Annotated in this window: 21 protein-coding genes and 1 pseudogene; 16 read left to right on the top strand and 6 right to left on the bottom strand. The window is 73.9% G+C overall.

Translation table 11 applies throughout. The annotated features are described in order from the left end of the window. Positions 1-37 precede the first annotated feature (37 nt). The 3 genes from HGB44_RS29695 to HGB44_RS29685 all read left to right on the top strand — a co-directional run bounded on the left by HGB44_RS29695 (position 38) and on the right by HGB44_RS29685 (position 2,550). A complete protein-coding gene (locus HGB44_RS29695) occupies positions 38-880 on the top strand; it encodes an HAD family hydrolase (RefSeq protein WP_231972568.1) in 843 nt (280 codons plus the stop codon). Continuing rightward, a complete protein-coding gene (locus tag HGB44_RS29690; RefSeq protein WP_082768529.1) occupies positions 877-1,437 on the top strand; it encodes a DUF2165 family protein in 561 nt (186 codons plus the stop codon). Before HGB44_RS29695 ends, HGB44_RS29690 begins: the two co-directional genes overlap by 4 nt. Positions 1,438-1,542: 105 nt before the next feature. Next, positions 1,543-2,550, top strand: a complete 1,008-nt coding sequence (locus tag HGB44_RS29685; protein ID WP_061082422.1) for a 3-oxoacyl-ACP synthase III family protein — start codon at positions 1,543-1,545, stop codon at positions 2,548-2,550. A 106-nt stretch (positions 2,551-2,656) separates the two neighbouring features. Here the strand turns inward: HGB44_RS29685 and paaK are convergent, their stop codons facing one another. Beyond that, positions 2,657-4,009, bottom strand: a complete 1,353-nt coding sequence (paaK, locus tag HGB44_RS29680; RefSeq protein WP_061082423.1) for a phenylacetate--CoA ligase PaaK — start codon at positions 4,007-4,009, stop codon at positions 2,657-2,659. Positions 4,010-4,253: 244 nt separating this feature from the next. Between paaK and HGB44_RS29675 the strand changes: the two genes are divergently transcribed. From HGB44_RS29675 to paaI, 10 genes are all read left to right on the top strand, one after another. Further along, entirely contained in the window at positions 4,254-5,489 is a 1,236-nt protein-coding gene (locus tag HGB44_RS29675) for a thiolase family protein (protein WP_061082424.1), read from the top strand. Next, entirely contained in the window at positions 5,486-6,244 is a 759-nt protein-coding gene (locus HGB44_RS29670; protein ID WP_061082425.1) for an enoyl-CoA hydratase/isomerase family protein, read from the top strand. Before HGB44_RS29675 ends, HGB44_RS29670 begins: the two co-directional genes overlap by 4 nt. Then, positions 6,241-7,134: a 3-hydroxyacyl-CoA dehydrogenase family protein gene (locus HGB44_RS29665; RefSeq protein ID WP_061082426.1), complete on the top strand. Its 894-nt coding sequence runs from the start codon at positions 6,241-6,243 to the stop codon at positions 7,132-7,134. The genes HGB44_RS29670 and HGB44_RS29665 overlap by 4 nt, the downstream gene beginning before the upstream one ends. A gap of 4 nt (positions 7,135-7,138) precedes the next feature. Next, positions 7,139-7,948: an enoyl-CoA hydratase/isomerase family protein gene (locus HGB44_RS29660; RefSeq protein ID WP_061082427.1), complete on the top strand. Its 810-nt coding sequence runs from the start codon at positions 7,139-7,141 to the stop codon at positions 7,946-7,948. Positions 7,949-8,046: 98 nt separating this feature from the next. Next, a complete protein-coding gene (gene paaA, locus HGB44_RS29655; RefSeq protein WP_061082428.1) occupies positions 8,047-9,021 on the top strand; it encodes a 1,2-phenylacetyl-CoA epoxidase subunit PaaA in 975 nt (324 codons plus the stop codon). Beyond that, positions 9,018-9,335, top strand: coding sequence for a 1,2-phenylacetyl-CoA epoxidase subunit PaaB (gene paaB, locus HGB44_RS29650; RefSeq protein ID WP_061082429.1), 318 nt, complete (start codon positions 9,018-9,020; stop codon positions 9,333-9,335). Before paaA ends, paaB begins: the two co-directional genes overlap by 4 nt. Before the next feature lie 43 nt (positions 9,336-9,378). Further along, the gene (gene paaC / locus HGB44_RS29645; protein WP_061082430.1) at positions 9,379-10,257 is read left to right on the top strand and encodes a 1,2-phenylacetyl-CoA epoxidase subunit PaaC; all 879 of its coding nucleotides are present in this window, start codon (positions 9,379-9,381) and stop codon (positions 10,255-10,257) included. Beyond that, on the top strand, positions 10,251-10,772 hold the full coding sequence (paaD, locus tag HGB44_RS29640; protein WP_061082431.1) for a 1,2-phenylacetyl-CoA epoxidase subunit PaaD: 522 nt from the start codon (positions 10,251-10,253) through the stop codon (positions 10,770-10,772). The genes paaC and paaD overlap by 7 nt, the downstream gene beginning before the upstream one ends. Positions 10,773-10,774: 2 nt before the next feature. Continuing rightward, positions 10,775-11,878: a 1,2-phenylacetyl-CoA epoxidase subunit PaaE gene (gene paaE / locus HGB44_RS29635; protein WP_061082432.1), complete on the top strand. Its 1,104-nt coding sequence runs from the start codon at positions 10,775-10,777 to the stop codon at positions 11,876-11,878. After that, the gene (paaI, locus tag HGB44_RS29630) at positions 11,875-12,282 is read left to right on the top strand and encodes a hydroxyphenylacetyl-CoA thioesterase PaaI (RefSeq protein ID WP_061082433.1); all 408 of its coding nucleotides are present in this window, start codon (positions 11,875-11,877) and stop codon (positions 12,280-12,282) included. Before paaE ends, paaI begins: the two co-directional genes overlap by 4 nt. Before the next feature lie 86 nt (positions 12,283-12,368). Here the strand turns inward: paaI and HGB44_RS32765 are convergent, their stop codons facing one another. Continuing rightward, positions 12,369-13,358 carry a tetratricopeptide repeat protein gene (locus HGB44_RS32765; protein ID WP_061082434.1) on the bottom strand — a complete coding sequence of 330 codons (990 nt, stop codon included), beginning with the start codon at positions 13,356-13,358 and terminating at the stop codon, positions 12,369-12,371. Between the two features lie 174 nt (positions 13,359-13,532). On the opposite strand from HGB44_RS32765, the gene HGB44_RS29620 reads away from it, so the two are divergent. Then, complete coding sequence (locus HGB44_RS29620) at positions 13,533-15,758, top strand: serine/threonine-protein kinase (RefSeq protein ID WP_061082435.1); 2,226 nt, start codon at positions 13,533-13,535, stop codon at positions 15,756-15,758. A 144-nt stretch (positions 15,759-15,902) separates the two neighbouring features. Here HGB44_RS29620 and HGB44_RS29615 read toward each other — a convergent pair whose 3' ends face one another. The 3 genes from HGB44_RS29615 to HGB44_RS29605 all read right to left on the bottom strand — a co-directional run bounded on the left by HGB44_RS29615 (position 15,903) and on the right by HGB44_RS29605 (position 20,064). Then, complete coding sequence (locus tag HGB44_RS29615; RefSeq protein ID WP_061082436.1) at positions 15,903-17,105, bottom strand: MFS transporter; 1,203 nt, start codon at positions 17,103-17,105, stop codon at positions 15,903-15,905. A gap of 361 nt (positions 17,106-17,466) precedes the next feature. Beyond that, a complete protein-coding gene (locus HGB44_RS29610; protein WP_061082437.1) occupies positions 17,467-18,486 on the bottom strand; it encodes a LacI family DNA-binding transcriptional regulator in 1,020 nt (339 codons plus the stop codon). Between the two features lie 135 nt (positions 18,487-18,621). Beyond that, entirely contained in the window at positions 18,622-20,064 is a 1,443-nt protein-coding gene (locus HGB44_RS29605) for an amidohydrolase family protein (RefSeq protein ID WP_061082438.1), read from the bottom strand. A 653-nt stretch (positions 20,065-20,717) separates the two neighbouring features. On the opposite strand from HGB44_RS29605, the gene HGB44_RS29600 reads away from it, so the two are divergent. Continuing rightward, on the top strand, positions 20,718-21,092 hold the full coding sequence (locus HGB44_RS29600; protein WP_061082439.1) for a hypothetical protein: 375 nt from the start codon (positions 20,718-20,720) through the stop codon (positions 21,090-21,092). Between the two features lie 134 nt (positions 21,093-21,226). Here HGB44_RS29600 and HGB44_RS29595 read toward each other — a convergent pair whose 3' ends face one another. After that, positions 21,227-21,430, bottom strand: a complete 204-nt coding sequence (locus HGB44_RS29595; RefSeq protein ID WP_061082440.1) for a hypothetical protein — start codon at positions 21,428-21,430, stop codon at positions 21,227-21,229. A gap of 226 nt (positions 21,431-21,656) precedes the next feature. Here HGB44_RS29595 and HGB44_RS32240 point away from each other — a divergent pair. Then, positions 21,657-21,808 (top strand): annotated as a pseudogene (locus tag HGB44_RS32240) (LLM class flavin-dependent oxidoreductase); the annotation flags it as partial.

Raw genomic sequence — 21,808 nt, 5'->3', positions numbered from 1 at the left:
AGCCATCCGTGAACACCTGACACAGGGAGGAAACGCCGTGTTGGAGAGCCAACCGCGGTACAGACCCCGATACGGGGCCTTCTTCGACGTCGACGAGACTCTGATCTCGGACAAGAGCATGTTCAGCTTTTTGGCCTTCTACCTGCGTGAGCGCGGCGAACCGCCGTCGGTCTACGACCGTCTGGCGGGCGAACTGCGCGTGCGGGCACGGCAGGGCACGCCCCGCGAGGACGTCAACCGCGCCTACTACCGCCTCTACCGGGGGGAGGCCCGGGCCGCGGTCGCCGCGAGCGGCAGGCGCTGGTTCGCCGAACGGGTCCGGGACCCCGGCTTCCTGCACACCCGTGCCGTGGACGAACTCGACCGCCACCGCGCCGCCGGTGCGGACACCGTCCTCCTCTCGGGTTCCTTCTTCGCCTGTCTGGACCCGCTGGCCGAGGCGCTCGGGGCGACCGCGGCCCTGGGGAGCGAACCGGTGGTGCGCGGCGGCCTGTTCACCGGAGAGGTCACACGCACCATGATCGGCCGGGCCAAAGGCGAGGCGGCCGCGGAGTTCGCCGCCTCCCGGGGCCTCTCCCTCCAGGACAGCCACGGCTACGGGGACCACATCAGCGACCTCGCGCTGCTGGAGGCCGTCGGGCACCCGCACGTCGTCGCCGGCGACCCGGACCTTCGCGCGCACGCGGTCGCGCGCGGATGGCCCGTGCTGGAGACCCGTTCGACGCCGCCCTCCCGCGGCGGCGCCTCGTCCGCGCACGTTCCCCTCCGCCACGGAGACGAGTGCCGTTGCGGCTGCGCGCTCGCGCGCTGGTCGGCGGGGACCGACACCCACACCGACCCGGATTCCGCCGGGCGGCCCACACCGACGGGAGTTCGATGATGGTACAGACAAGGCGCGGGTCCGACACCGGTGTCCGTTCGGCGCGCGCGGGTACGGGGTTGCTCTATCCGCAGACCCTGGTCCTGGGCGGTATGGCCGCCTGGTTGAGCCTGATCATGCTCAACAACATCACCGACAGCGGAACCAACACCGCACTCATCGGGCAGGTCCTGACGATGGAGGGGCTGATCGCCGACCCGGTTCGCGGCAACGGGCTCGTCGGCCGGGCGCTCCCCGCGAGCCTGGCCGCCCCCGCGCTCTACGCGGTCATCGCCTACCAGGTGCTCAGCGTGGTGCTGTTGTGGGCGGCGACCGCGGCGCACGTGCGTCTGTGGTTCGGACGCGGGGACGGCACCCGCGCGACCCTCCTGGGCAACATCGCGCTCTGCGCCCTGGCGGGACTGGCCCTGATGTTCCTCGTGGGCGGCCTGTGGTTCGGGTACTGGATCGCGATGCCCGCGGTTCAGCAGGTGCACTTCACCCTGCTCATCGTCGCCATCGGCGCGATGGTCCTGGTCAATCTGCCCCGCGCCGCCCCTTCCGGGACCGGGGCCTGACGGGGGCGCGGCCGGGCCACCGTCCGGCCCGGCCGCGCCCGGAACCACCGCCCGCACCGGGTGGATCCGCCCCTCCCGGAACACCTGACGACTTACGGAGAGCACATGGAACACACCAGAACCCGGCAGCACGTGCCGATCGGCGTGATCGGCACAGGCTCACACCTTCCCTCGCGGGAGATCGGCAACACCGAGGTGGGCGCCCCTGCGGGGGTCGACGACGCCTGGATCCTCCGCAAGACCGGCATCCGGAACCGAAGATGGGCCGACCCCGGGGAGGCGACGTCCGACCTGGCCGTGAAGGCCGGGCGCGCGGCGCTGGAGCGGGCGGGGGTCAGCCCGGCGGACCTGTCCTTCGTCGTCGTCGCCACCTCCACCCCGGACTCCCCCCAGCCGCCCACGGCGACCGCCGTCGCCGAGGGGATCGGCGCCACACCGGACACGGCGGCGTTCGACATCAACGCGGTGTGCAGCGGGTTCGTCTTCGCGCTGTCGGTGGTGCAGCGCGCGCTCAGCGCGTCGGGAGACGGCTACGCCCTGGTGATCGGAGCTGACGTGTACTCCCGGATACTCGATCCGGCCGACCGCAGGACGGTGGTGCTGTTCGGCGACGGAGCGGGCGCGGCGGTACTCGGTCCGGTGGCCCGCGGGCGGGGGGTGATCGCCACGAGGCTCAGCAGTTCGGGGGCCCACCGGGACCTCATCCGTGTCCCGGCGGGCGGAAGCCGCCTTCCGGCCAGCGAGGCGACCCTCGCCAACGGGGAGCACTACTTCAAAATGGACGGCCGCGGTGTGCGCGACTTCGTCAGCGAGCACGTCCCTCCCGCAGTACGCGCGTTCCTCAAGGACGTCGACGTGCCCGAGGCCGACATCGCCCACCTGGTCCCGCACCAGGCCAACGGGCACATGATCGAGGGCCTCGCACGGGAACTGGGTCTGGCCGCGGCGCGGGTGCACACGACCGTGCACGAGTACGGGAACACAGGGGCCGCCTCCATCCCCATCACCCTGGACGCGGCCGTCCGCTCGGGCGAGGTGCGCTCCGGTGACACGCTCCTGTTGACCGGGTTCGGCGGTGGAATGGCCAGCGGGTTGGCGCTCATGCGTTGGTGAGCGGCCTGACACGGCCGCTCGGGCCGGGGAGGGCCCGCACACATGACACGGCCGCCGCGGAGTCCTCCCATCCGCCCCGCGGCGGCCGTGCGTCATCCGCGCCCCGCTACCCCCTGGGGCGCTGGTCGATGATGCGGCGGAACTTGCCCACCGAGCGCTCGATCTGCTCGGGGTCGACCACGTCCACGGTCACGCTCACGCCGACCCTGTCCTTGACCGTCGCCACGATCTGCTCGCTCAGGGCCACGCGCCGCTCGGCGGTGCAGTCCGGGGCCGCCTCGATGCGCACCGCCATGCGGTCCAGGCGCCCCTCCTTGGTCAGCACCAGCTGGAAGTGCGGGGCCAGCCCGTCCAGGCCCAGCACGATCTCCTCGATCTGGGTCGGGAAGACGTTCACGCCGCGCAGGATGATCATGTCGTCGCTGCGGCCGGTCACCTTGTCCATGCGCCGCATGGGCCGGGCCGTGCCCGGGCGCAGCGTGGTCAGGTCGCGGGTGCGGTAGCGGATCACCGGCATGGCCTGCTTGGTCAGCGAGGTGAAGACCAGTTCGCCGTTCGACCCGTCGGGCAGCACGTCCTGGGTGACGGGGTCGAGCACCTCGGGGTAGAAGTGGTCCTCCCACACGTGCAGGCCGTCCTTGGTCTCCACGCACTCGTTGGCCACGCCCGGGCCCATGACCTCCGACAGGCCGTAGATGTCCACGGCGTGGATGTCGAAGCGCTCCTCGATCTCGGTGCGCATCTTCTCGGTCCAGGGTTCGGCGCCGAAGATCCCGAGCTTGAGCGAGGTCGTACGCGGGTCGATTCCCTGATGCTCGAACTCGTCCATCAGTGTCAGCATGTAGCTGGGGGTGACCATGATGATGTCGGGCTCGAAGTCCCGGATGAGCTGGACCTGCTTGGCCGTCTGTCCGCCCGAGGCCGGGATGACCGTGCAGCCGAGCCTCTCGGCGCCGTAGTGGGCGCCCAGTCCGCCGGTGAAGAGCCCGTAGCCGTAGGAGACGTGCACCTTGTGCCCGGGGCGCCCGCCCGCGGCGCGGATGGAGCGGGCCACCACCTCGGCCCAGGTGTCGATGTCCTCGCGGGTGTAGCCCACGACGGTGGGGCGGCCGGTGGTCCCGCTGGAGGCGTGGATGCGGCTGACCCTCTCCTGGGGGACGGCGAACATCCCGAAGGGGTAGTTGTCGCGCAGGTCGGCCTTGGTGGTGTGCGGGAAGTGGCGCAGGTCCGCCAGTTCCCGCAGGTCCTCGGGGCGCACCCCGGCCTCGTCGAACTTGCGGCGGTACAGGGGCACGTTGGCGTAGGCGTGCTCCAGGGTCCACCGAAGGCGCCTGAGTTGCAGGGCGCGCAGCTCGTCGACACTCATGCGCTCGGCCGGGTCCAGGGTCTCGGGCGCGGGCGCCCGACCCAGACGGGCGGTGGCTCCGGCCGACAGCGTGGTGGTGTCGTGGCTTGCCATGGGCCTCTCCGTGTACTGTGCGCGGGACCCGCCAGGACGCGGGGGCCTGGGTGGGGTGGGCGGGTGGGTGCGCGGATCTCGTGGCGGCGCGGTCCGTCGCGGATCGGACCGACTTGCTTACTGACCGAACGTTCGGTTACTAATGCATTAACGCAGTCTCCGGGCAGCCGTGTCAAGGAGAGGTGTCGATGATTTCACAGGCGACGGTGGCCCCGACCACCGTCTTCACCACGGGAGGCCGCACGTGAGCGAGGTCTACTTGGTCGACGGGGTGCGAACCCCGCAGGGCCGCTACGGCGGCGCCCTGGCAGCGGTGCGCCCCGACGACCTGGCCGCCACGGCCGTCGCCGAGGCGGTCCGCCGCGCGGGCGTGCCCGGCGAGGCCGTGGACGAGGTCGTCCTGGGCGCCGCCAACCAGGCGGGCGAGGACAACCGCAACGTCGCGCGCATGGCGGCGCTGCTGGCCGGACTCGACCCGAGCGTGCCCGGCTACACCGTCAACCGGCTGTGCGCCAGCGGCCTGACCGCCGTCGCCTCCGCCGCCCAGGCCATCCGCGCGGGCGAGGCCGACGTGGTGGTCGCGGGCGGCGTGGAGTCCATGACCCGCGCCCCCTGGGTGATGGCCAAGCCCGGAACCCCCTGGGCCAAGCCGGGCGAGGTCGCCGACACCTCCCTGGGCTGGCGCTTCACCAACCCGCGCTTCGCCGCGGCCGACGCCGAGGCGCCCGCCGACGCGGGCCCCGACGACCTGCGCTACACCCTGTCCATGGGCGAGACCGCCGAGGAGGTCGCGCTCCTGGAAGGGCTCACCCGCGAGGAGTGCGACGCCTTCGCGCTGCGCAGCCACGAGCGCGCCGTCGCCGCCGCCGAGGCGGGCCGCTTCGATGCCGAGACCGCCCCGGTCACCGTGCGCGGGCGCAAGGGCCAGGCCGGCGAGGTCACCGCCGACGAGGGCCCGCGCCCCGGCTCCAGCATGGAGAGCCTGGCGAGGCTGCGCCCGGTCTTCCGCGAGGGCGGCATCGTCACCGCGGGCAACTCCTCCTCCCTCTCCGACGGTGCCTCCGCGCTGGTCCTGGCCGGCGCCGAGGCCGTGCGCCGCTACGACCTGACCCCCCGCGCCCGCGTGGTCGCCTCCGCCTCTGCCGGGGTGGCCCCGCAGGTCATGGGCCTGGGACCGGTCCCGGCCACCCGCAAGGTGCTCGGCCGCGTCGGATGGGACCTGGACACGGTCGGCGCCGTGGAGCTCAACGAGGCCTTCGCAGCCCAGTCCCTGGCCGTGATGCGCCAGCTCAAGCTGGACGAGGAGCGCGTCAACGCCGACGGCGGCGCCATCGCGCTGGGCCACCCGCTGGGCAGCTCCGGCGCCCGCATCCTGGTCACCCTGCTCAACCGCATGGAGCGCGAGGACGCCGCCCGCGGCCTGGCCACCCTGTGCGTGGGCGTGGGCCAGGGCGTCGCACTGCTGGTGGAGCGCCCGTGAGTGAGAACGGCACCGCCGGGGACCTCACTACCCTGGACGTGGAGTGGCGCGAGGACCGCGTGGTGGTCCAGCTCCACCGCCCCGAGGCCCGCAACGCCATCAACGCGACGATGATCGCCGAACTGCACCGGGTGTGCGAGCGCGTCGAGGCCGAGCCCAGGCCCCTGCTCCTGACCGGGCACGGCACCGTGTTCGCGGGTGGTGCCGACATCTCCGAGCTGCGCGAACGCGGCCGCGAGGAGGCGCTGGCCGGGATCAACAGCCGCCTGTTCGAGCGCCTGCACCGCCTCCGGGCCCCCACCGTGGCGGCCGTGGACGGCTACGCCCTGGGCGGCGGCGCCGAGCTGGCCTACGCCTGCGACATCCGCATCGCCACCCCCACCGCCGTGTTCGCCCAGCCCGAGCCGGGCCTGGGCATCATCGCCGGTGCGGGCGCGTGCTGGCGGCTGCGGGAGCTGGTCGGCGCCTCGGTGGCCAAGCAGGTGCTGCTGGGCGGCTACCGCCTGGACGCAGAGGCCGCGCTGCGCCACGGCCTGGTCGCCGAGGTCGTGCCCTCCGAGGAGCTGCGCGGGCGCGCCCACGCCCTGATCGACCGCATGGCCGCCTCCTCCGCGCTGGCCCTGCGCATGACCAAGATGGTCCTGGACGCCGACGGGCCCCACCCGCTCGCCGACGACCTGACGCAGGCCGTGCTGTTCGAGAGCGCCGACAAGCACGAGCGCATGACCCGTTTCCTGGAGAGGAAGAAGCGTTGAGCACCACCGAGCAGGGGAGCGGCGCCGCGCCGGGCGTTCCCGCCACCGTCGCCGTCGTCGGCGGCGGCACCATGGGCGCCGGGATCGTCCAGCAGTTCCTCACCCGCGGCGCCGACGTGGTGCTGGTCGAGGCCACCGCCGAGGCGGCCGAGGCCGGTCGCGCCCGTGTGGCGGCCGGGCTGGACGGGGCCCGTCGGCGCGGCAAGGTCGACGCCGAACCGGCCGCCTACCTGGCCCGGCTGCACACGGTCACCACCCCCGCCGACATCCCGGCCGACACCGGGCTGGTCGTGGAGGCCGTGCCGGAGCGGCCCGAGCTGAAGATCGCCGTGCTCACCGCCGCCGAGGCCGCCGTGGGCGAGGACACCGTCCTGGCCTCCAACACCAGTTCGCTGTCGGTCACCGAGCTGGCCGCCGCCCTCAAGCGCCCCGCGCGCTTCCTGGGCACCCACTTCTTCAACCCCGTCCCCGCCTCCAGACTCGTGGAGCTGGTCGTGGCGCCCGAGACCGACGAGGCCGTCCTGGCCTCGGCCCGCGCCTGGGTCGCCGCCCTGGGCAAGACGGAGATCGTGGTCCGCGACGCGCCCGGGTTCGCCACCAGCCGCCTGGGCGTCATGTTGGGACTGGAGGCCATCCGCATGGTCGAGGAGGGCGTGGCCTCGCCCGCCGACATCGACACCGCCATGGAGCTGGGCTACCGCCACCCCATGGGGCCGCTGCGCCTGACCGACCTGGTGGGGCTGGACGTGCGCCTGGCCATCGCCGAGTACCTGGCCGCAGAACTGGGGGACCGGTTCGCGCCTCCGGAGCTGCTGCGCCGTATGGTCGCCGAAGGAAGGCTGGGCCGCAAGAGCGGCCAGGGATTCCACACCTGGGACGAGGGAGAGTAGAGCGTTGAGCGAGGACACGGCGGCCGACCAGGCATCCGGGGCGGCGGAGTTCACCGAGGCCGACGGGCTGGCCACGGTACGGCTGAACACGCCCGCCCTGACCCGGCGGGTCAAGGAGGAGCTGCTGGCGGCGCTGCGTCAGGCGGCGGAGTCCACCACCGCCCGCGCGGTGCTGCTGCTGGGTTCGGACCGGGCCTTCTGCGTGGGCCAGGACCTGGCCGAGCACGCGCGGATCCTGGAGGAGCGCCCCCAGGACGCGCTGGACACCGTGCGCGAGCACTACAACCGCATCGTGCTGGCCCTGGAGGACGTCCAGGTGCCGGTCGTGGTCGGCATCGGCGGCGCCTGCGTGGGCGCGGGGCTGGGCTTCGCCCTGGCCGGGGACGTGCGGGTAGCGGCCCGCCGGGCCAAGTTCGGCACCGCCTTCACCGGCATCGGCCTGGCCTCGGACTCCGGGCTGGCCTCGCGCCTGGTGGCCTCGCTGGGCCAGGCGCGGGCGATGGAGCTGATGCTGCTGGGCACGGTCGTGGGCGCCGAGCGCGCCCTGGAGCTGGGCCTGGTCACCGAGGTCGTGGACGACGACGCCTGGGAGGCGCGCGCCCGTGAGGTGGCCGCGGGTCTGGCCGCCGGACCCACCAGCGCCTTCGTCGCGGCCAAGCGGGAGGTGCGCTCGGCCGCCGTCGGCGGGCGCGAGCTGCCCGAGCTGCTGGAGGAGGAGGCCGACCTCCAGAACCAGCTGGGGCAGACCGCCGACCACGTCGGAGCGGTGCGCGCCTTCCTGGCCAAGGAGAGGCCGGCCTTCACCGGAAGCTGAGCTGGTACTTTCCCCGCCCGGCGGACTTGCCCGGGCGGGGGAATCCGGGGATACTAATTACTGACCGAACGTTCGGTTATGAATGAGGTGAGAAACCAGTGAGCACCCAGACGGTCCAGGAGGCATCTCCCGACGCCGACCTCCTCCAGGCCGAGTTCGACGCCAGGATCGCCGCCGACCAGCGCATCGAGCCGCGCGACTGGATGCCCGAGGGCTACCGCAGGACTCTCGTGCGCCAGGTCTCCCAGCACGCGCACTCGGAGATCATCGGCATGCAGCCCGAGGGCGACTGGATCGCCTCCGCGCCCAGCCTGCGGCGCAAGGCCATCCTGCTGGCCAAGGTCCAGGACGAGGCCGGGCACGGGCTGTACCTGTACGCCGCCGCCGAGACCCTGGGCGTGGACCGCGCCGACCTGACCGAACGCCTCATCGAGGGCCGCCAGAAGTACTCCTCGATCTTCAACTACCCGTCGCTGACCTTCGCCGACGTGGGCGTCATCGGCTGGCTCGTGGACGGCGCCGCGATCTGCAACCAGGTCCCGCTGTGCCGCAGCTCCTTCGGCCCCTACGCCCGCGCCATGGTGCGCATCTGCAAGGAGGAGTCCTTCCACCAGCGCCAGGGCTACGAGCTGCTCATGCGCATGATGGAGGGCACCCCCGAGCAGCGGGCGATGGTCCAGGACGCCGTCGACCGCTGGTGGTGGCCGTCGCTGATGATGTTCGGCCCGCCCGACGCCGACTCGCCCAACACACAGCAGTCCATGGCCTGGGGCATCAAGCGCGACACCAACGACGACCTGCGCCAGAAGTTCGTGGACATGACCGTCCCCCAGGCCGAGAAGCTCGGCGTCACCCTGCCCGACCCCGAGCTGGTCTGGAACGCCGAGCGCGGCCACCACGACTTCGGCGAGCCCGACTGGGTGGAGTTCAAGCAGGTCGTCTCCGGCGCCGGACCCAAGAACGCCGAGCGCGTCCAGCGCCGCCGGGCCGCGCACGAGAAGGGCGCGTGGGTCCGCGAGGCCGCCACCGCCTACGCCCGCAAGCACAGCAGCCCCGAGGAGGCAGAGGTATGAGCGACGACAGCACGGCCGGTTCCGGGGCGGCCCGCCCCGAGTGGCCGCTCTACGAGGTCTTCGTGCGCGGCAAGCGCGGCCTCAACCACGTCCACGTGGGCTCGCTGCACGCCCCCGACGACCACATGGCCCTGCACAACGCCCGCAACCTCTACACCCGCCGCAACGAGGGCGTGAGCATCTGGGTGGTGCGCGCCGAGCACATCGCCGCCTCCAGCCCCGACGAGAAGGACCCCTACTTCGCGCCGAGCGGCGACAAGGTCTACCGCCACCCGACGTTCTACCCCATCCCCGAGGACGTCCCGCACATCTAGGGCGGCGGCACGACCGGCGCACACGAGGCCAAAGGAAACGACATTGAGTGGCGACCACATCTACTCGGCCCTGAGCGAGGAGCACGGCGGCGACACCCGCTGGGCCTTCGGCACCGGCTTCACCGACGCCCTCGCCGGGGTGGACACCACCCTGCCCGAGGGGGTCGACGGAGCCGACCTGGGGCTGTACTGCCAGATGCTCGGCGACGACGCGCTCGTCCAGGCCCAGCGGCTCGTCCACTGGGTGACCGACGCCCCCGAGCTGGAGGAGGAGGTCGCGCTGGCCAACATCGCCCTGGACCTGCTCGGCCAGGCCCGCCTGCTGCTGGCCCGCGCAGGACAGGCCGACGGCACCGGACGCGACGAGGACGCCTTCGCCTACCGGCGCGGCCCCGCCGAGTTCCGCAACGTCCACCTGGCCGAGGCGCCCCGCGGCGACTTCGCCCGCGCCGTCGTCACCCTGCTGACGCTCTCCAGCGCCCGCCTGGCCGTGTTCGCCCGCCTGGCCGACAGCCGCGACCCCGTGCTGGCCGCCGTCGCGGCCAAGGCGGTCAACGAGCTGGCCTACCACCGCGAGTACGCGGTCTCCTGGGCCCTGCGCCTGGGCGACGGCACCCCCTACTCCCGCGAGCGCATGACCGCCGCCGTCGCCGAGGTGTGGCCGCTCACCGGCGAGCTGTTCGCCACCCACCCCGTCGAGGCCCGTATGGCCCGGCAGGGCGTGGGCGTGGACCCGGCCACCGTGCGCGAGGAGGTGCACGCCGTCCTGGCGCAGGTGCTCACCACCGCGCGCCTGGACGCCCCCGCGCCCTTCCCCGCACCGGCCCTGGCCGGACGCCGGGGACAGCACACCGCCGAACTGGCCCCCCTGCTGGACGAACTCCAGAAGGTGGCCCGCGAGCACCCGGAGGCGACATGGTGACCACCACCCGGGACCGGGCCCGCGAGCGCGCCGAGCGCGCCGCCGCCGCGGTCACCGACCCCGAGCTGCCCATGCTCACCCTGGCCGACCTCGGCATCCTGCGCCGCGTGGAGGTCGAGGGCGACGGGACGGCCGCGGTGTGGATCACCCCCACCTACTCGGGCTGCCCGGCCCTGGCCGAGATGCGCGCGGACGTGGACCGCGCCGTGCGCACCGCCGGGTTCGACCGGGTCGAGGTGCGCACCGCGCTCTCCCCGCCCTGGACCACCGATTGGATCACCGCCGAGGGCAGGCGCAAGCTCGCCGAGCACGGCATCTCCCCGCCGGGCGGCGCGCCCGCGCGGGCCGCCGGACCGGTGCCGCTGACCCTGCTGCCCACCCGCACCGCCCCGCGCTGCCCGCTGTGCGGGTCCGGCCGGACCGAGGAGCTGTCCCGCTTCGGCGCGACCTCCTGCAAGTCCCTGCACCGCTGCCGGTCCTGCCTCGAACCGTTCGAGCACGTCAAGGAGATCTGACCGTGACCACACCCGTCACCGAGACCGCGCCCGCGGCCGCGCGCCGCCGGGGCGCGTTCCACCGGCTGCGCGTGGCCGCCGTCGAGCGCCTGTGCGACGACGCCGTCGCCGTCACCTTCGACGTCCCCGACCACCTGGCCGAGGAGTACGCGTTCGCCGCCGGGCAGTCGCTGACCCTGCGCCGCGAGGTGGACGGCGTGGAGGAGCGCCGCAGCTACTCCGTGTGCGCCCCCGTCGGCCAGGCGCCCCGCGTGGGCGTGCGCCTGGTCTCGGGCGGCCTGTTCTCCAGCTGGCTGGTCAACGAGGTGCGCCCCGGCGACGAGGTGGAGGTGGGCGCGCCCACCGGCCGCTTCGTCCCCGACCTGGACACCGCGGCCCGCCACGTGATGGTCGCCGCCGGTTCGGGCATCACCCCGGTGCTGTCCATGGCCTCCTCGCTGCTGCGCCGCACCGACTCGCGCGTCACCCTGCTCTACGGCAACCGCCGCAGCGACACGGTGATGTTCGCCGACGAGATCGCCGACCTCAAGGACGCGTTCGGGACGCGCTTCGAGCTGGTGCACGTGCTCTCCCGCGAACCGCGCGAGGCCGAGCTGTTCACCGGTCGCCTGGACGGCGCCAAGCTGGAGGCGCTGCTGGACACGGTCGTGGCCGCCGACGCCGTCGACCACTGGTGGCTGTGCGGACCGTACGGCATGGTCACCGACGCCCGGGAGGTGCTCGCGGGCCGGGGCGTGCCGGGGGAGCGGATCCACCAGGAGCTGTTCTTCGTGGAGGGCGCCGAGCCGCCGCCCCAGGCGCGCCACGAGGAGCCCGGTGTGGAGGGGCCCGCCAGCGAGGTGACCCTCGTGCTGGACGGGCGCACCACCACCCTGACGCTGCCGCGCGGAGTGCCCGTACTGGACGCCGCGCAGCGCTACCGGCCCGATCTGCCCTTCGCCTGCAAGGGCGGGGTGTGCGGCACCTGCCGGGTGAAGGTGTGCGAGGGCGGGGTGCGGATGCTGCGCAACTACGCGCTCACGGAGGCCGAGGTGGAGGCGGGGTACGCGCTGTCGTGCCAGGCGCTGCCCGAGACCGACGCCGTGACCGTGGACTACGACGCGTGAGCGCGCGCAACGAGACCGCCTGGCGGATGTTCGAGGCGGACATGGCGTCCAAGAACCTGGGGATGCGCCTGATCGAGGCCAGCGACGGACTGGCGGTCGTGGAGATGACCGTGGGGCCGCTGATGCTCAACGGGCACGGGATCGCCCACGGCGGGTTCGTGTTCACCCTGGCCGACACCGCGTTCGCGTGCGCGTGCAACGTGGACGGGGGAGGGGTGACCGTGGCCTCCGGGGCGGACGTGACCTTCGTGGCCCCGGCGAAGGAGGGCGACGTGCTGGTGGCCACCGCCCGGGAGCGGGCGCTGTTCGGCCGCAGCGGCCTGTACGACGTCACGGTCCGCCGGGGCGAGGAGGTCGTCGCCGAGTTCCGTGGCCGCAGCCGCACGCTGCCCCGGCGCGGTTAGCCGCCGGGACGGGGCGGGCGGGAGGGCCGGGACCGCGAGGGCGGTCCCGGCCCCCTCGCGTGCGAGGGAGGACGTCCCCGGCCACGTCACAGCAGGCTGTAGACCACCGCGCTGTGGTAGACCAAGGCCGCCTGCCGGTCCGCGAACCCCGGTCCGGCGACGAACCCGTGCGCCTCTTCGAGGAACGCGGTGGCCTCCCGCGCGCGGCCCCGCTTCCACAGCGCCGAACCCAGTTCGTACGTGGTGCGGTGCCGCAACCGGTGGAAGTGCGCGTCGGCCAGCCGGTGGTCGTGCCGCCGGAGCCGCTCCAGGGATTCGCGCAGCACCTCCTCGGCCGCGGCGGGCCGCCCGGTCGCCAGGTAGCACCGCGCCAGCAACAGGTGCACGAACGCGCCGTCGACCAGGTCGTCGAACGGCACGTCCGGTCGGCGGCTCCTGCCGTCCCTGGCGTGGAGACCCTCCACCAGCGGTGTCGCACGGGCCACCTCGGCGTGGAGGTAGTAGGTGTTGGCGACGGACTCCTCCAGCCGGGTCATGCGGTCCTCGTCCAGGTCGAGCCGCGCGCGTTCCTCCATCAGCCGGTCGTAGGCGCCGATCATCGCGTCGTAGCGGCCCGCCTCACCATAGAGTTCGGCGAGCTCGCACACCGCCGACGCGTACTCGCCGTGCGGGCCGTCGCCGTGCAGCCCCGCCACCTTCTCCTCCGCCCGGTCCACCTTCCGTTCGACCGCCCTGCTGGCGGCCCGCGCCGGGCCCCGCCTCTGGACCAGCCGCAGCCCGGACACGAGCGGGGAGTCGGGCCCGTGCGTCTCGCAGGCCTCCTGGATCGCGGTTCCCACGAACGCCCGCAGCCGCTTGGACCTCGGTTTCGCGAGGTGGAGCGCGTCGATGTAGCGCGCCCTGACCTCGGGAAACAGAGGGTCGAGCCGTGAGAGGCCCGACTCGGCGTCGTTCACCGCCCGGCCGAGCACCGACAGGCGCCGACGTGCCGAGACGGTCGCGGAGAACTCCGTGTCCTCCGTGAGGAACCCGCGCAGCCTGGCCGCGCGCTCACGGTACCGGTCCTGGTCCTGCACGCCGCACCTCCGCGCCGCCTCGCCGATCTCCCCCGACAGGGACTGGTTCCGTCGTAGCTTGGGCGATCCTGCGCCTCAGTGCCGGGCAGGAGGCGCGAACACCAGGGGAAGACCGCGCGTCCCACGGGTGTACGGAGGACGCCGTCCTCCGCCGCGCCGCACCAGAAGGACCCCATGAGCGCCACGCCCCCCGCCCCGGTTCCCCCGCCGCCCCGTGACACCGGCCTCCCGCCCGGCCTCAGGCCCCTGGAGAAGGGCGACCCGCGAAGGCTCGGCCCCTACCGGATCGTGGGCCGGGTCGGCGCGGGCGGCATGGGCGCCGTCTACGGGGGTCTCGACGGCGATGGGAGGTGCGTGGCCGTCAAGACCGTGCACGCCCGGTTCGCGCGCGGGCGCGGCCACCGCGAGGCCTTCGCCCGCGAGGTGGACATGCTGGCTCGTGCCCGGGGCGTGAGCACCGCGCGCCTGCACGCCGCGGACACCGCCGCCCGCGTGCCCTGGCTCGCCTTCGACTACGTCCCCGGCCGGGACCTGCGCGCCCACGTGCGCGCCTTCGGCCCCCTGGAGGGGGAGATGCTGCGCGTGTTCGCCACGGGCACCGCCGAGGGCCTGGCCGCGCTGCACTCCGCAGGGATCGCGCACCGCGACATCAAACCCGGCAACGTCATCCTGTCCCCGGACGGGCCCAAGATCGTCGACTTCGGCATCGCCACCGCCGTCGGCACCCGGCGCGCGAACGACCGGGGCGCCTCCTACGGCACCCCCGGTTGGGTGGCGCCCGAACGCTACACCGGGGCCACCGCCGATCCGGCCGCCGACGTCTTCGCCTGGGGCGCCCTGGTGGCGCTCGCGGCCACCGGGCGCGACCCCTTCGGCCGCGCTACCCCCGAGGAACTGCGCCGGCGGGTCACCTCCGGACAGCACGACCTGGCGGGCGTCCCCGACGACGTCCTCCCCCTGGTGGAGGCCGCCCTGTCCACCGACCCCGCGCTGCGCCCGCGCGCGGTCGAGCTCATGCGCGCCCTGCTGCCCGAGCCCGAGGAGGTCGGCCTGAGCGGACGCGGCGGCGCGGTCCCGGCCGCCGAGACCCTGCGCGCCCTGCTGCGCGGCTACTGGCGGGGGATCGACTCCGCGGGGCACGATCCCGCCGGGTGGGCGGCCGCCGTGGGCATGCTCTCCGCGGCCGGGATCACCGGAGGCGTGCTCGGCGGGGCGGGTGCCGGGACGGGCGCGGGCGGGGCCGCGGGCGCCGCCACCGGAACCACGGCGGCGGGGGCCACCGGCGGCACCCTGAGCGCCCTCGCCGGGTCCAAGGTGGCGCTGGCCGGTGCGGGAGTGCTGGTCACCGCCGGGATCGCGACCGGCGGCTACGTGGTCTACGACCAGGTCAGCGGTGCTCCGGCGGAGGCCGTCACCGCCGCCGCGACCGCCCTGGAGGAGGGCGGCGGATTCGTGGTCGAGGTCGAGCGCCGTTTCAGCGACGCGCACGCGGAGGAGGTCGCCGCGCGGACCGGCCGGGTGGTCGAGGCGGTGCTGGAGGAGAGCACGGCCACCGTGGAGTACCGCTACGCGGCCGACCAGGACGTCTTCCTGGCGAGCGGGGAGGTGATGGGTCAGGGGTCCGTCGCGGCCGCCGACAGCGGCGGGCGGCTGTACGTGTACGGGCCCGCCCTGGGGGAGAACGAGGCGTCCGAACCGGTGGACCCCGCGTGGGAGGCCACCGCCGAGGACCTGGGGCCCGAGCTGGTCACCGGCCCCCTGCGCGCGATGGCGGAGTCGGAGAACCTGGAGGCGGGCGGACCCGGGGAGGGGACGGGCGGCGTGTACACCGGCTCGCTCACGTCCCGGCTCGTGGTGGACGGCGAGGTGGTCGAGGAGGAGGCGGAGGGCCTGCTGGAGGTCGACGCGCAGGGCGGTCCGGTGCGTATGGAGTACACCGGAGCCCTGTGGCGGGTGCGGGCCGACTTCACCGAGGTGGGCGGGTCCGTGGAGGTGGCCGACCCCCACCGGGGGGAGGAGTCCGGCGGCGAACGCCTGGAGGTGCTCCACGCGCCCGTCTGCGGAGAGTTCGAGTTCTACGAGCGCGTCTGGCAGGTGCGCGCGGACGCCTGGGAGATGTCGTGCGACCGCGCCATGGAAGTGGCGGGGCTGCTGGGGAGTGAGGGCGGGCGTTCGGAGTTCGCCCTGGGGCACAGCGGCACCGGGGTGCACACCTACTTCGTGGACCGCGAGCTGGCCTGTGTGGGGGTGAGGGAGTTGGTCCCGGGGCTGTCGGGAGCGGAGTCTCCCTGGTCGCTGCTCTCCTGCACGTCGGCCGCCTCCCTCGGGGAGAGCGGGTACGGCTGGGAGGAACTGGAGTTCGGGGACTCCGTCCTCATCCGGTTCGTCCGGGTGGAGTAGGCGGACGGTCGGTCCGGACGGTGCGGACCCCCGACGGGGCCCGCGCCGCCGGAGGCCCCGAGCGGGCTTCCGGCGCCCCGCTCCCGACCCGAAGGCGCGCCCGCCGAAGGTCCCGGAACGGGGCTCCGCCCCGGCGCCCGGGTGTCAGCGCAGGGCGCTGGGCTCGGGAACCTCCACCGCCCGGTCGCCGCGGTCGCGCCGCCGCCCCGGGCGGTCCAGCACGCCCGCGAACACCGCGATGCCCAGGCCCACCACGGCCAGCACCGCGCCGATCGCGGCCGGGGAGGTGTACCCCAGGCCCGCGCTGATCCCGATACCGCCCAGCCAGGCCCCGGCGGCGTTGGCCAGGTTGAACGCCGAGTGGTTGGAGGCCGCCGCCATGGTCGGCGCCTCGGCGGCCTTGTTCATCACCAGCACCTGGAGCGGGGTGGCCACACCGAACCCCACCGCGCCCAGGACCACCACCGTCGCCGCGGCCGTCCAGGGGTTGTGCACGGTCACCGTGAACACCACCAGCACCACCGCCAGGGCGGCGAGCGATCCGTAGATCGTCGGGCGCAGCGCCCGGTCGGCCAGGGGTCCCACGATCAGCGAACCCAGGGTCATGCCGGTGCCGAACAGGGCCAGGACGATCGGCACGCCGGACGCGGACATGCCCGCCAGCTCCGTCATCATCGGAGAGACGTAGCTGTAGACGGCGAACACCCCGGCGAACCCGAAGACCGCCGTGACCAGTCCCAGGACGACCTGGGAGCGGCCCAGCTCGCGCACCTCGTGGCGCAGGCCCGTACCGGCGGCCGCGGGCTGGTGCGGCACGAACACCGCGATGCCGAGCACGGCGAGCAGGGCGAGCCCGGCCACGACCAGGAACGCCGCGTGCCAGCCCATCGCCTGGCCCAGGAAGGTGCCCGCGGGTACGCCGACGATGTTGGCCACGGTCAGACCGAGGAACATCCGTGAGACACCCGTGGCCTGCCGTCCCGGACCGGCGAGGTGCGCCGCGACCAGCGAGCCCACCCCCAGGTAGGCGCCGTGGGGCAGCCCTGCCAGGACCCGTGAGGCGAACACGGCGCCGAAGGACGGGGCCAGGACGGTGGCGAGGTTGCCCGCGAGGAAGAGCCCCATGAAGACCAGCAGGGCCGTCTTGCGGGGCAGCCGCGTGCTCAGCGCGGTGAGCAGCGGGGCGCCGACCACCACGCCCAGGGCGTAGGCGGAGATGAGGTATCCGGCGGTCGGGACCGGGACGCCGAGGTCGGTGGCGACCTCGGGCAGCAGTCCCATGATCACGAACTCGGTGGTGCCGATGGCGAACGCGCCGACGGCGAGGGCGAGCAGGGCCAGAGGCATGGGCGGGTCCCCTTCGAAGGGTCGGTCGGGGTTCACGGGTGCCGGGCGCCGCGGGTCGCGGGGTTTCGGGCTTTCCGGGGCCTGGCGGGGCCGGATGACAGCGGAGGGTGATTTGGCACGTGCCAATTCCAGTGTCGGACTTTTCCGGACCTGTGCCAACCGTCCGCGCGTGTGATGTGGCTCTTAGCGGCACGCCCGCCCTCGGGAACGTCGCGGACCACCGGCCACGGGCGCCCCGGCAGCACCTGCCGCAGAACGCGGTGCCCCGCCGCCAGGCCTTTCGCGCGCCGGGCCGTGCCCCGCCGCCACGGAGGCACCGGAGCGGATCACCGGCCACGGGCGGTCCCGGGCCTCAGCGGCTTCAGCGCGGGGGAGCGGTGCTGCCGCGCACGGTCAGGGCGGGCTCCAGCAGCAGGTGCCTGCTCTCGGTGCGCCCGTCGTCCAGGCGCTCGGACGCGGACCGGACGGCGAGCCGCGCCATGCGCGCCGCGTCCTGGCGCACCGACGTGAGCTGGAGGAAGGACAGCCGCGCGGTCCGGCTGTCGTCGTAGCCCACCACCGAGACGTCCCCGGGCACGCTCACCCCGGCGCGGACCAGTGTCGCCAGGAGCCCGAACGCGCACAGGTCGTTGGCCGCGACCACGGCCGTGGGCAGGGCCTCCCTCGCCAGGAGCACCCGCGCCGCCCGCGCGCCCGCCTCCTCGGAGTAGTCGCCGGGCAGGACCTCGACGCGCCCGCCCAGGCCGTAACCGCGCATCGCCTCGGCGTAACCCCGCGCGCGCCCACCGGCCCCCGGAAGCCCGCCGCCGTCGACGTGCACGATGTCCCGGTGGCCCAGCTCCACCAGGTGCCCGACGGCCTGGCCCACGCCCACGGCGTCGTCCGTGCCCACGCTGTCGGTCCCCTCCGCGCCGGTGCGCTGGCCGATCTCCACCACGGGAACCCGTTCGGCGACCCGCGCCAGGTCCGCGGGCGCCTCCGCGGACAGGCCGATCAGGATCAGCGCCTCGCAGCGCAGACCCACCAGCTCGTCGATCGCCTCGCGTTCGCTGCGCGTGCTGGCCATCGCGCTCAGCACCACGCCGTACCCGAGTTCGGCGGCGGCCGGGTAGAGCTCCTCGACCAGGTGGGCGTCCATCGGGTACTCCAGGCCGAAGAGCACGCCCACCTGCCGGCTGCGCGCCCGGCGCAGCAGCCGTGCGGCGGTGTCGGCCCGGTACCCCAGCTCCTCGGCGGCGCGCAGGACCCGCTCACGGGTCCGCGCGCTCGGGCCCGGGCGGTCGCCCAACACCAGGGAGACCAGCTGCCGCGAGACCCCCAGGTGCGCGGCCACGTCGGCCATCGTCGGGTGCCGATGGGCGCCCGCCCCGTTCTCCGACATCTGCCTCCTCCGGTTCGCGCCGCCGCCCGGCGCCCTCCAGGAGGGACGCCGCGCCTCATGGCCCGGCCGCCGACGCCTCTGGCCCGGCCGGAACCCACATTCTGGCACCGGCCGGTCGTCGCCCGGGCGGAGCGCTCACCGCCCGCGGGTGCCGGAGTCCCGGTAGTCGGTGTAGGTGTAGGGATTGTCCAGCACCTTGGACTCGGGGATGTCGGGGTTCATCCCCCCGGCCCAGGCCTCCTCCCCGACCGAGGAGCGCAGGTGCTCGACGGTGGACTCCACACCGCGGCGCACGGCGGCCAGGTCCACGCCCACCAGCCGGTGCTCGTACTTGACCACCCGGCCGTCGACGAGGACCGTGTGCACGTCGGCGCGCTGGGCCTGGAGGGCGATGTGCCCGTAGGGGTTGAGCAGGGGGAAGGACACGGGCGAGTCGTCGTTGCGGATCAGCACGAGGTCGGCCTTGGCGCCGGGCGCGATCCGGCCCAGGTCGTCGCGGCCCAGGGCGGCGGCCCCGCCCCGGGTGGCCCACTCCACCACCTGGTCGGCGCGCAGGGCGCTGTGGGTGACGGTGTCGCTGCGCCCGTGCGCCTCCTGGTGCTCGCGGGCCCGGTCGGCGCCCAGGGTGGCGCGCATGGCGCTGAACAGGTCCCCGCTCTGCCACACGCTGCTGTCCACCGACAGCGACACCGGTATGCCGTGCGCGCGCATCGCCCAGGTGGGCGGGTATCCCTGGCCGGCGCTCTGCTCGCTTTCGGTGGAGACCGACACCGACCCGCCGGTGGCGGCGATGCGCTGGTAGGAGTCCGCGGACAGGGAGGCGGCGTGCACGTACACCGTCTCGGGCCCCATGAAGCCGTGCTCGTGCATGAGCCGGACGCCGTCGTCGCCGGTGGCGCCCCACACCCCGGCGTGGGTGGTGACGGCCAGCCCCAGGTCGCGGGCGGCCTCGAAGGCGGGCCTCTCGGGGAACTCCGGGTCGCCGGTGACGTCGAAGGCGATCTGGAGGCCCAGCATGTCGTCGCCCCGGTGGCGTTCGACGAAGGCGCGCAGGTCGGGGCTGGTGGCCCACTCGGCGGGCGCCCGCTGGATGTTGCCGTAGGCCAGGACGTGGCGGCCGGGGACCGAGAGCAGCGCGTCGGCGGCCGCGTCGGCGTGCTCGGGGGTCTGGAGGCCGTGCGACCAGTCCACGACGGTGGTGACCCCGGCCTCCAGGGCCTCGACGGCGGCGAGCGTGTTGCCCGCGTGCACGTCGACGGGGCGGAATCGCGTGCCGTGTTCGAGGTAGTACCAGACGAAGTACTGGGCGAGGGTCCAGTCGGCCCCGTAGCCGCGCATGGCCGTCTGCCACATGTGGCGGTGGGTGTCGATCATGCCGGGCATGACCAGCCCGTCGCGGGCGTCGATCTCGGCGCTGCCCTCGGGCACCGGCAGGCGCGGTCCCACGGCGGCCACGCGGTCGTCGACCACCAGGACGTCGGTGTCGGTCAGGACCGTGCGCGCGTCGTCCATGGGCAGCACCGTGCCGCCGCGCAGCACCACCGGTCGGCCCCGGGGGAACTCGTTCGGTCTGTTCAAGGAGGGCTCCTTCGCCGTGTGCCCCTCGCGGACCGGTCCGGGCTTCCGTCGCCGCCGCGGCCGGGGTCCGCCACGCGGTCGTGCGGCGGACACGCCTTCGGCGGCCGTCGGTGCCGGGAGGAAGGGGAGCGGACCGGTGCGGCCCGGCGCGTGGGGACGGCCGGGCCCCAGGAAGGGGCGGGATGCGTGTGCGCTCCCACTGTGTCACTTCTGGTGACCACGGGGTGCCGGGGCCCGTTCGGGTGCGGGCGGACCGTGGGACCGGAGGGGGAGGGGAAGGAGGCCCCGGACATGGCTGTGGCCCGCGTCCCCCAACGCGGGCCACAGCGGGCGCGGCCAGGGTGCACTGAGTGCGGTCTGGCCGCTGGGAAGGCGGATGTAGCGACTGAGTACGTGCCGGAAACCCCCATTGCCGACACGAGCGCTGACATCCGCGCATGGATTGTGGTGTGCGCCTCACAGGACCTGCGGGTTGGGTGCGGGTGGTGGGGATCGGGGTCGGTCTGGGGCGCTTCACCTGTAAGAACGCTTCGTCTGTAGGAGGTGTTCCCGCTGGACGGACCGATTTTCGGATCGTCCGGTAAAAAGCGGGTGCGGACTGTCCCCGCTCTTCCTAAGCTCCTGACCACGCCCTACCCAAGGAGGCGGCTCCCATGCCCGCGACCCTCACCCTGTGGCGGCCCACCGGGCCCGCGGAACTCGCCCTGGTCAGGGATTCGGGCTGGCGGGAGTGGCCGCCGCGCCTGCCTGAGCAGCCGATCTTCTACCCCGTGCTCAACGAGGACTACGCGGTGCGCATCGCCCGCGAGTGGAACCTGCCACGCGACGGCGAGGGGCACGTCACACGCTTCCGGGTGGACGCGGACTTCGCCTCCCGCTATCCGGTGCGGCAGGCCGGCGGGCGCACGATCCTGGAGCTGTGGGTGCCCGCCGGGGAACTGGCGGAGTTCAACGCCCACCTCGTCGGTCCGATCGAGCTGGTGCGCTCCTTCCTGTCCGAGCACCCCGAGGGCGTGGTTCCCGCCTGAGGGGATCGTCCAGCGCGGTGACGCGCGCCTACGCCGTCACCCGGGCGGTGCCGCGCCCCGGAAGGCCGTCCGGGGCGCGGCCGACCCCGGGGCGGCCGCGTTCCTGACGGTCACCCCGGGCCCCGCTCCGGAACTCAGGCTCTGGGGTCGGTGACGACGAGCAGGTCGGGGTCCACGTCGGTGAGGGCGGTCATGACGTCGCCGAGGGCGTCGGCGAGCACCACGGGGTCGCGGTCGGTCCGGTCTCGGTCCTGGTGGGGAAGGCGGCGTCGGGGATCGAGGGTGATGGCCATGGGGCTGCGGGCGCGCGGGCCGGGGTGTGCGCCCTCCTCCTTCACGTGTTCAGCCGTTCCGGTCGCCGTGACGCCCGGTGACCGTGCCGTTGTCGGCTTTTCCAGGGATACCAGGGGAGAGTGACATTCGGTGGGTACGGAGCGTGCCTGTGGATGAACGCGGACCCACCGGGCGGCGCGCGCGGGGGGAATACGGGAGCGGCGCCGGGGCGTTCCGCGTGATAGTTTAATCGGAAACTACTTCTTTGGAAGATACCTAGGGGAGCGGGCCATGCAGTTCGGAATCTTCTCGGTGAGTGACGTGACCACCGACCCCACCACCGGCCGTACGCCGACCGAGGCCGAGCGCGTCAAGGCGATGGTGACCATCGCGCTCAAGGCCGAGGAGGTCGGCCTGGACGTCTTCGCCACCGGCGAGCACCA

The sequence above is a fragment of the Nocardiopsis alborubida genome, from assembly GCF_012396365.1.
Taxonomy (GTDB): domain Bacteria; phylum Actinomycetota; class Actinomycetes; order Streptosporangiales; family Streptosporangiaceae; genus Nocardiopsis; species Nocardiopsis alborubida.
The sequence above is the reverse complement of the archived record's forward strand: the minus strand, read 5'-3'. Positions and strand labels throughout refer to the sequence as shown.

Bases quoted from the DNA above. Each gene is read 5' to 3' on its own strand.
- HGB44_RS29690 (WP_082768529.1), top strand. From the start codon at position 877: ATGATGGTACAGACAAGGCGCGGGTCCGACACCGGTGTCCGTTCGGCG.
- HGB44_RS29685 (WP_061082422.1), top strand. From the start codon at position 1,543: ATGGAACACACCAGAACCCGGCAGCACGTGCCGATCGGCGTGATCGGC.
- paaK (WP_061082423.1), bottom strand. From the start codon at position 4,009: ATGGCAAGCCACGACACCACCACGCTGTCGGCCGGAGCCACCGCCCGT.
- paaB (WP_061082429.1), top strand. From the start codon at position 9,018: ATGAGCGACGACAGCACGGCCGGTTCCGGGGCGGCCCGCCCCGAGTGG.
- paaD (WP_061082431.1), top strand. From the start codon at position 10,251: ATGGTGACCACCACCCGGGACCGGGCCCGCGAGCGCGCCGAGCGCGCC.
- HGB44_RS29620 (WP_061082435.1), top strand. From the start codon at position 13,533: ATGAGCGCCACGCCCCCCGCCCCGGTTCCCCCGCCGCCCCGTGACACC.
- HGB44_RS29615 (WP_061082436.1), bottom strand. From the start codon at position 17,105: ATGCCTCTGGCCCTGCTCGCCCTCGCCGTCGGCGCGTTCGCCATCGGC.
- HGB44_RS29610 (WP_061082437.1), bottom strand. From the start codon at position 18,486: ATGTCGGAGAACGGGGCGGGCGCCCATCGGCACCCGACGATGGCCGAC.
- HGB44_RS29600 (WP_061082439.1), top strand. From the start codon at position 20,718: ATGCCCGCGACCCTCACCCTGTGGCGGCCCACCGGGCCCGCGGAACTC.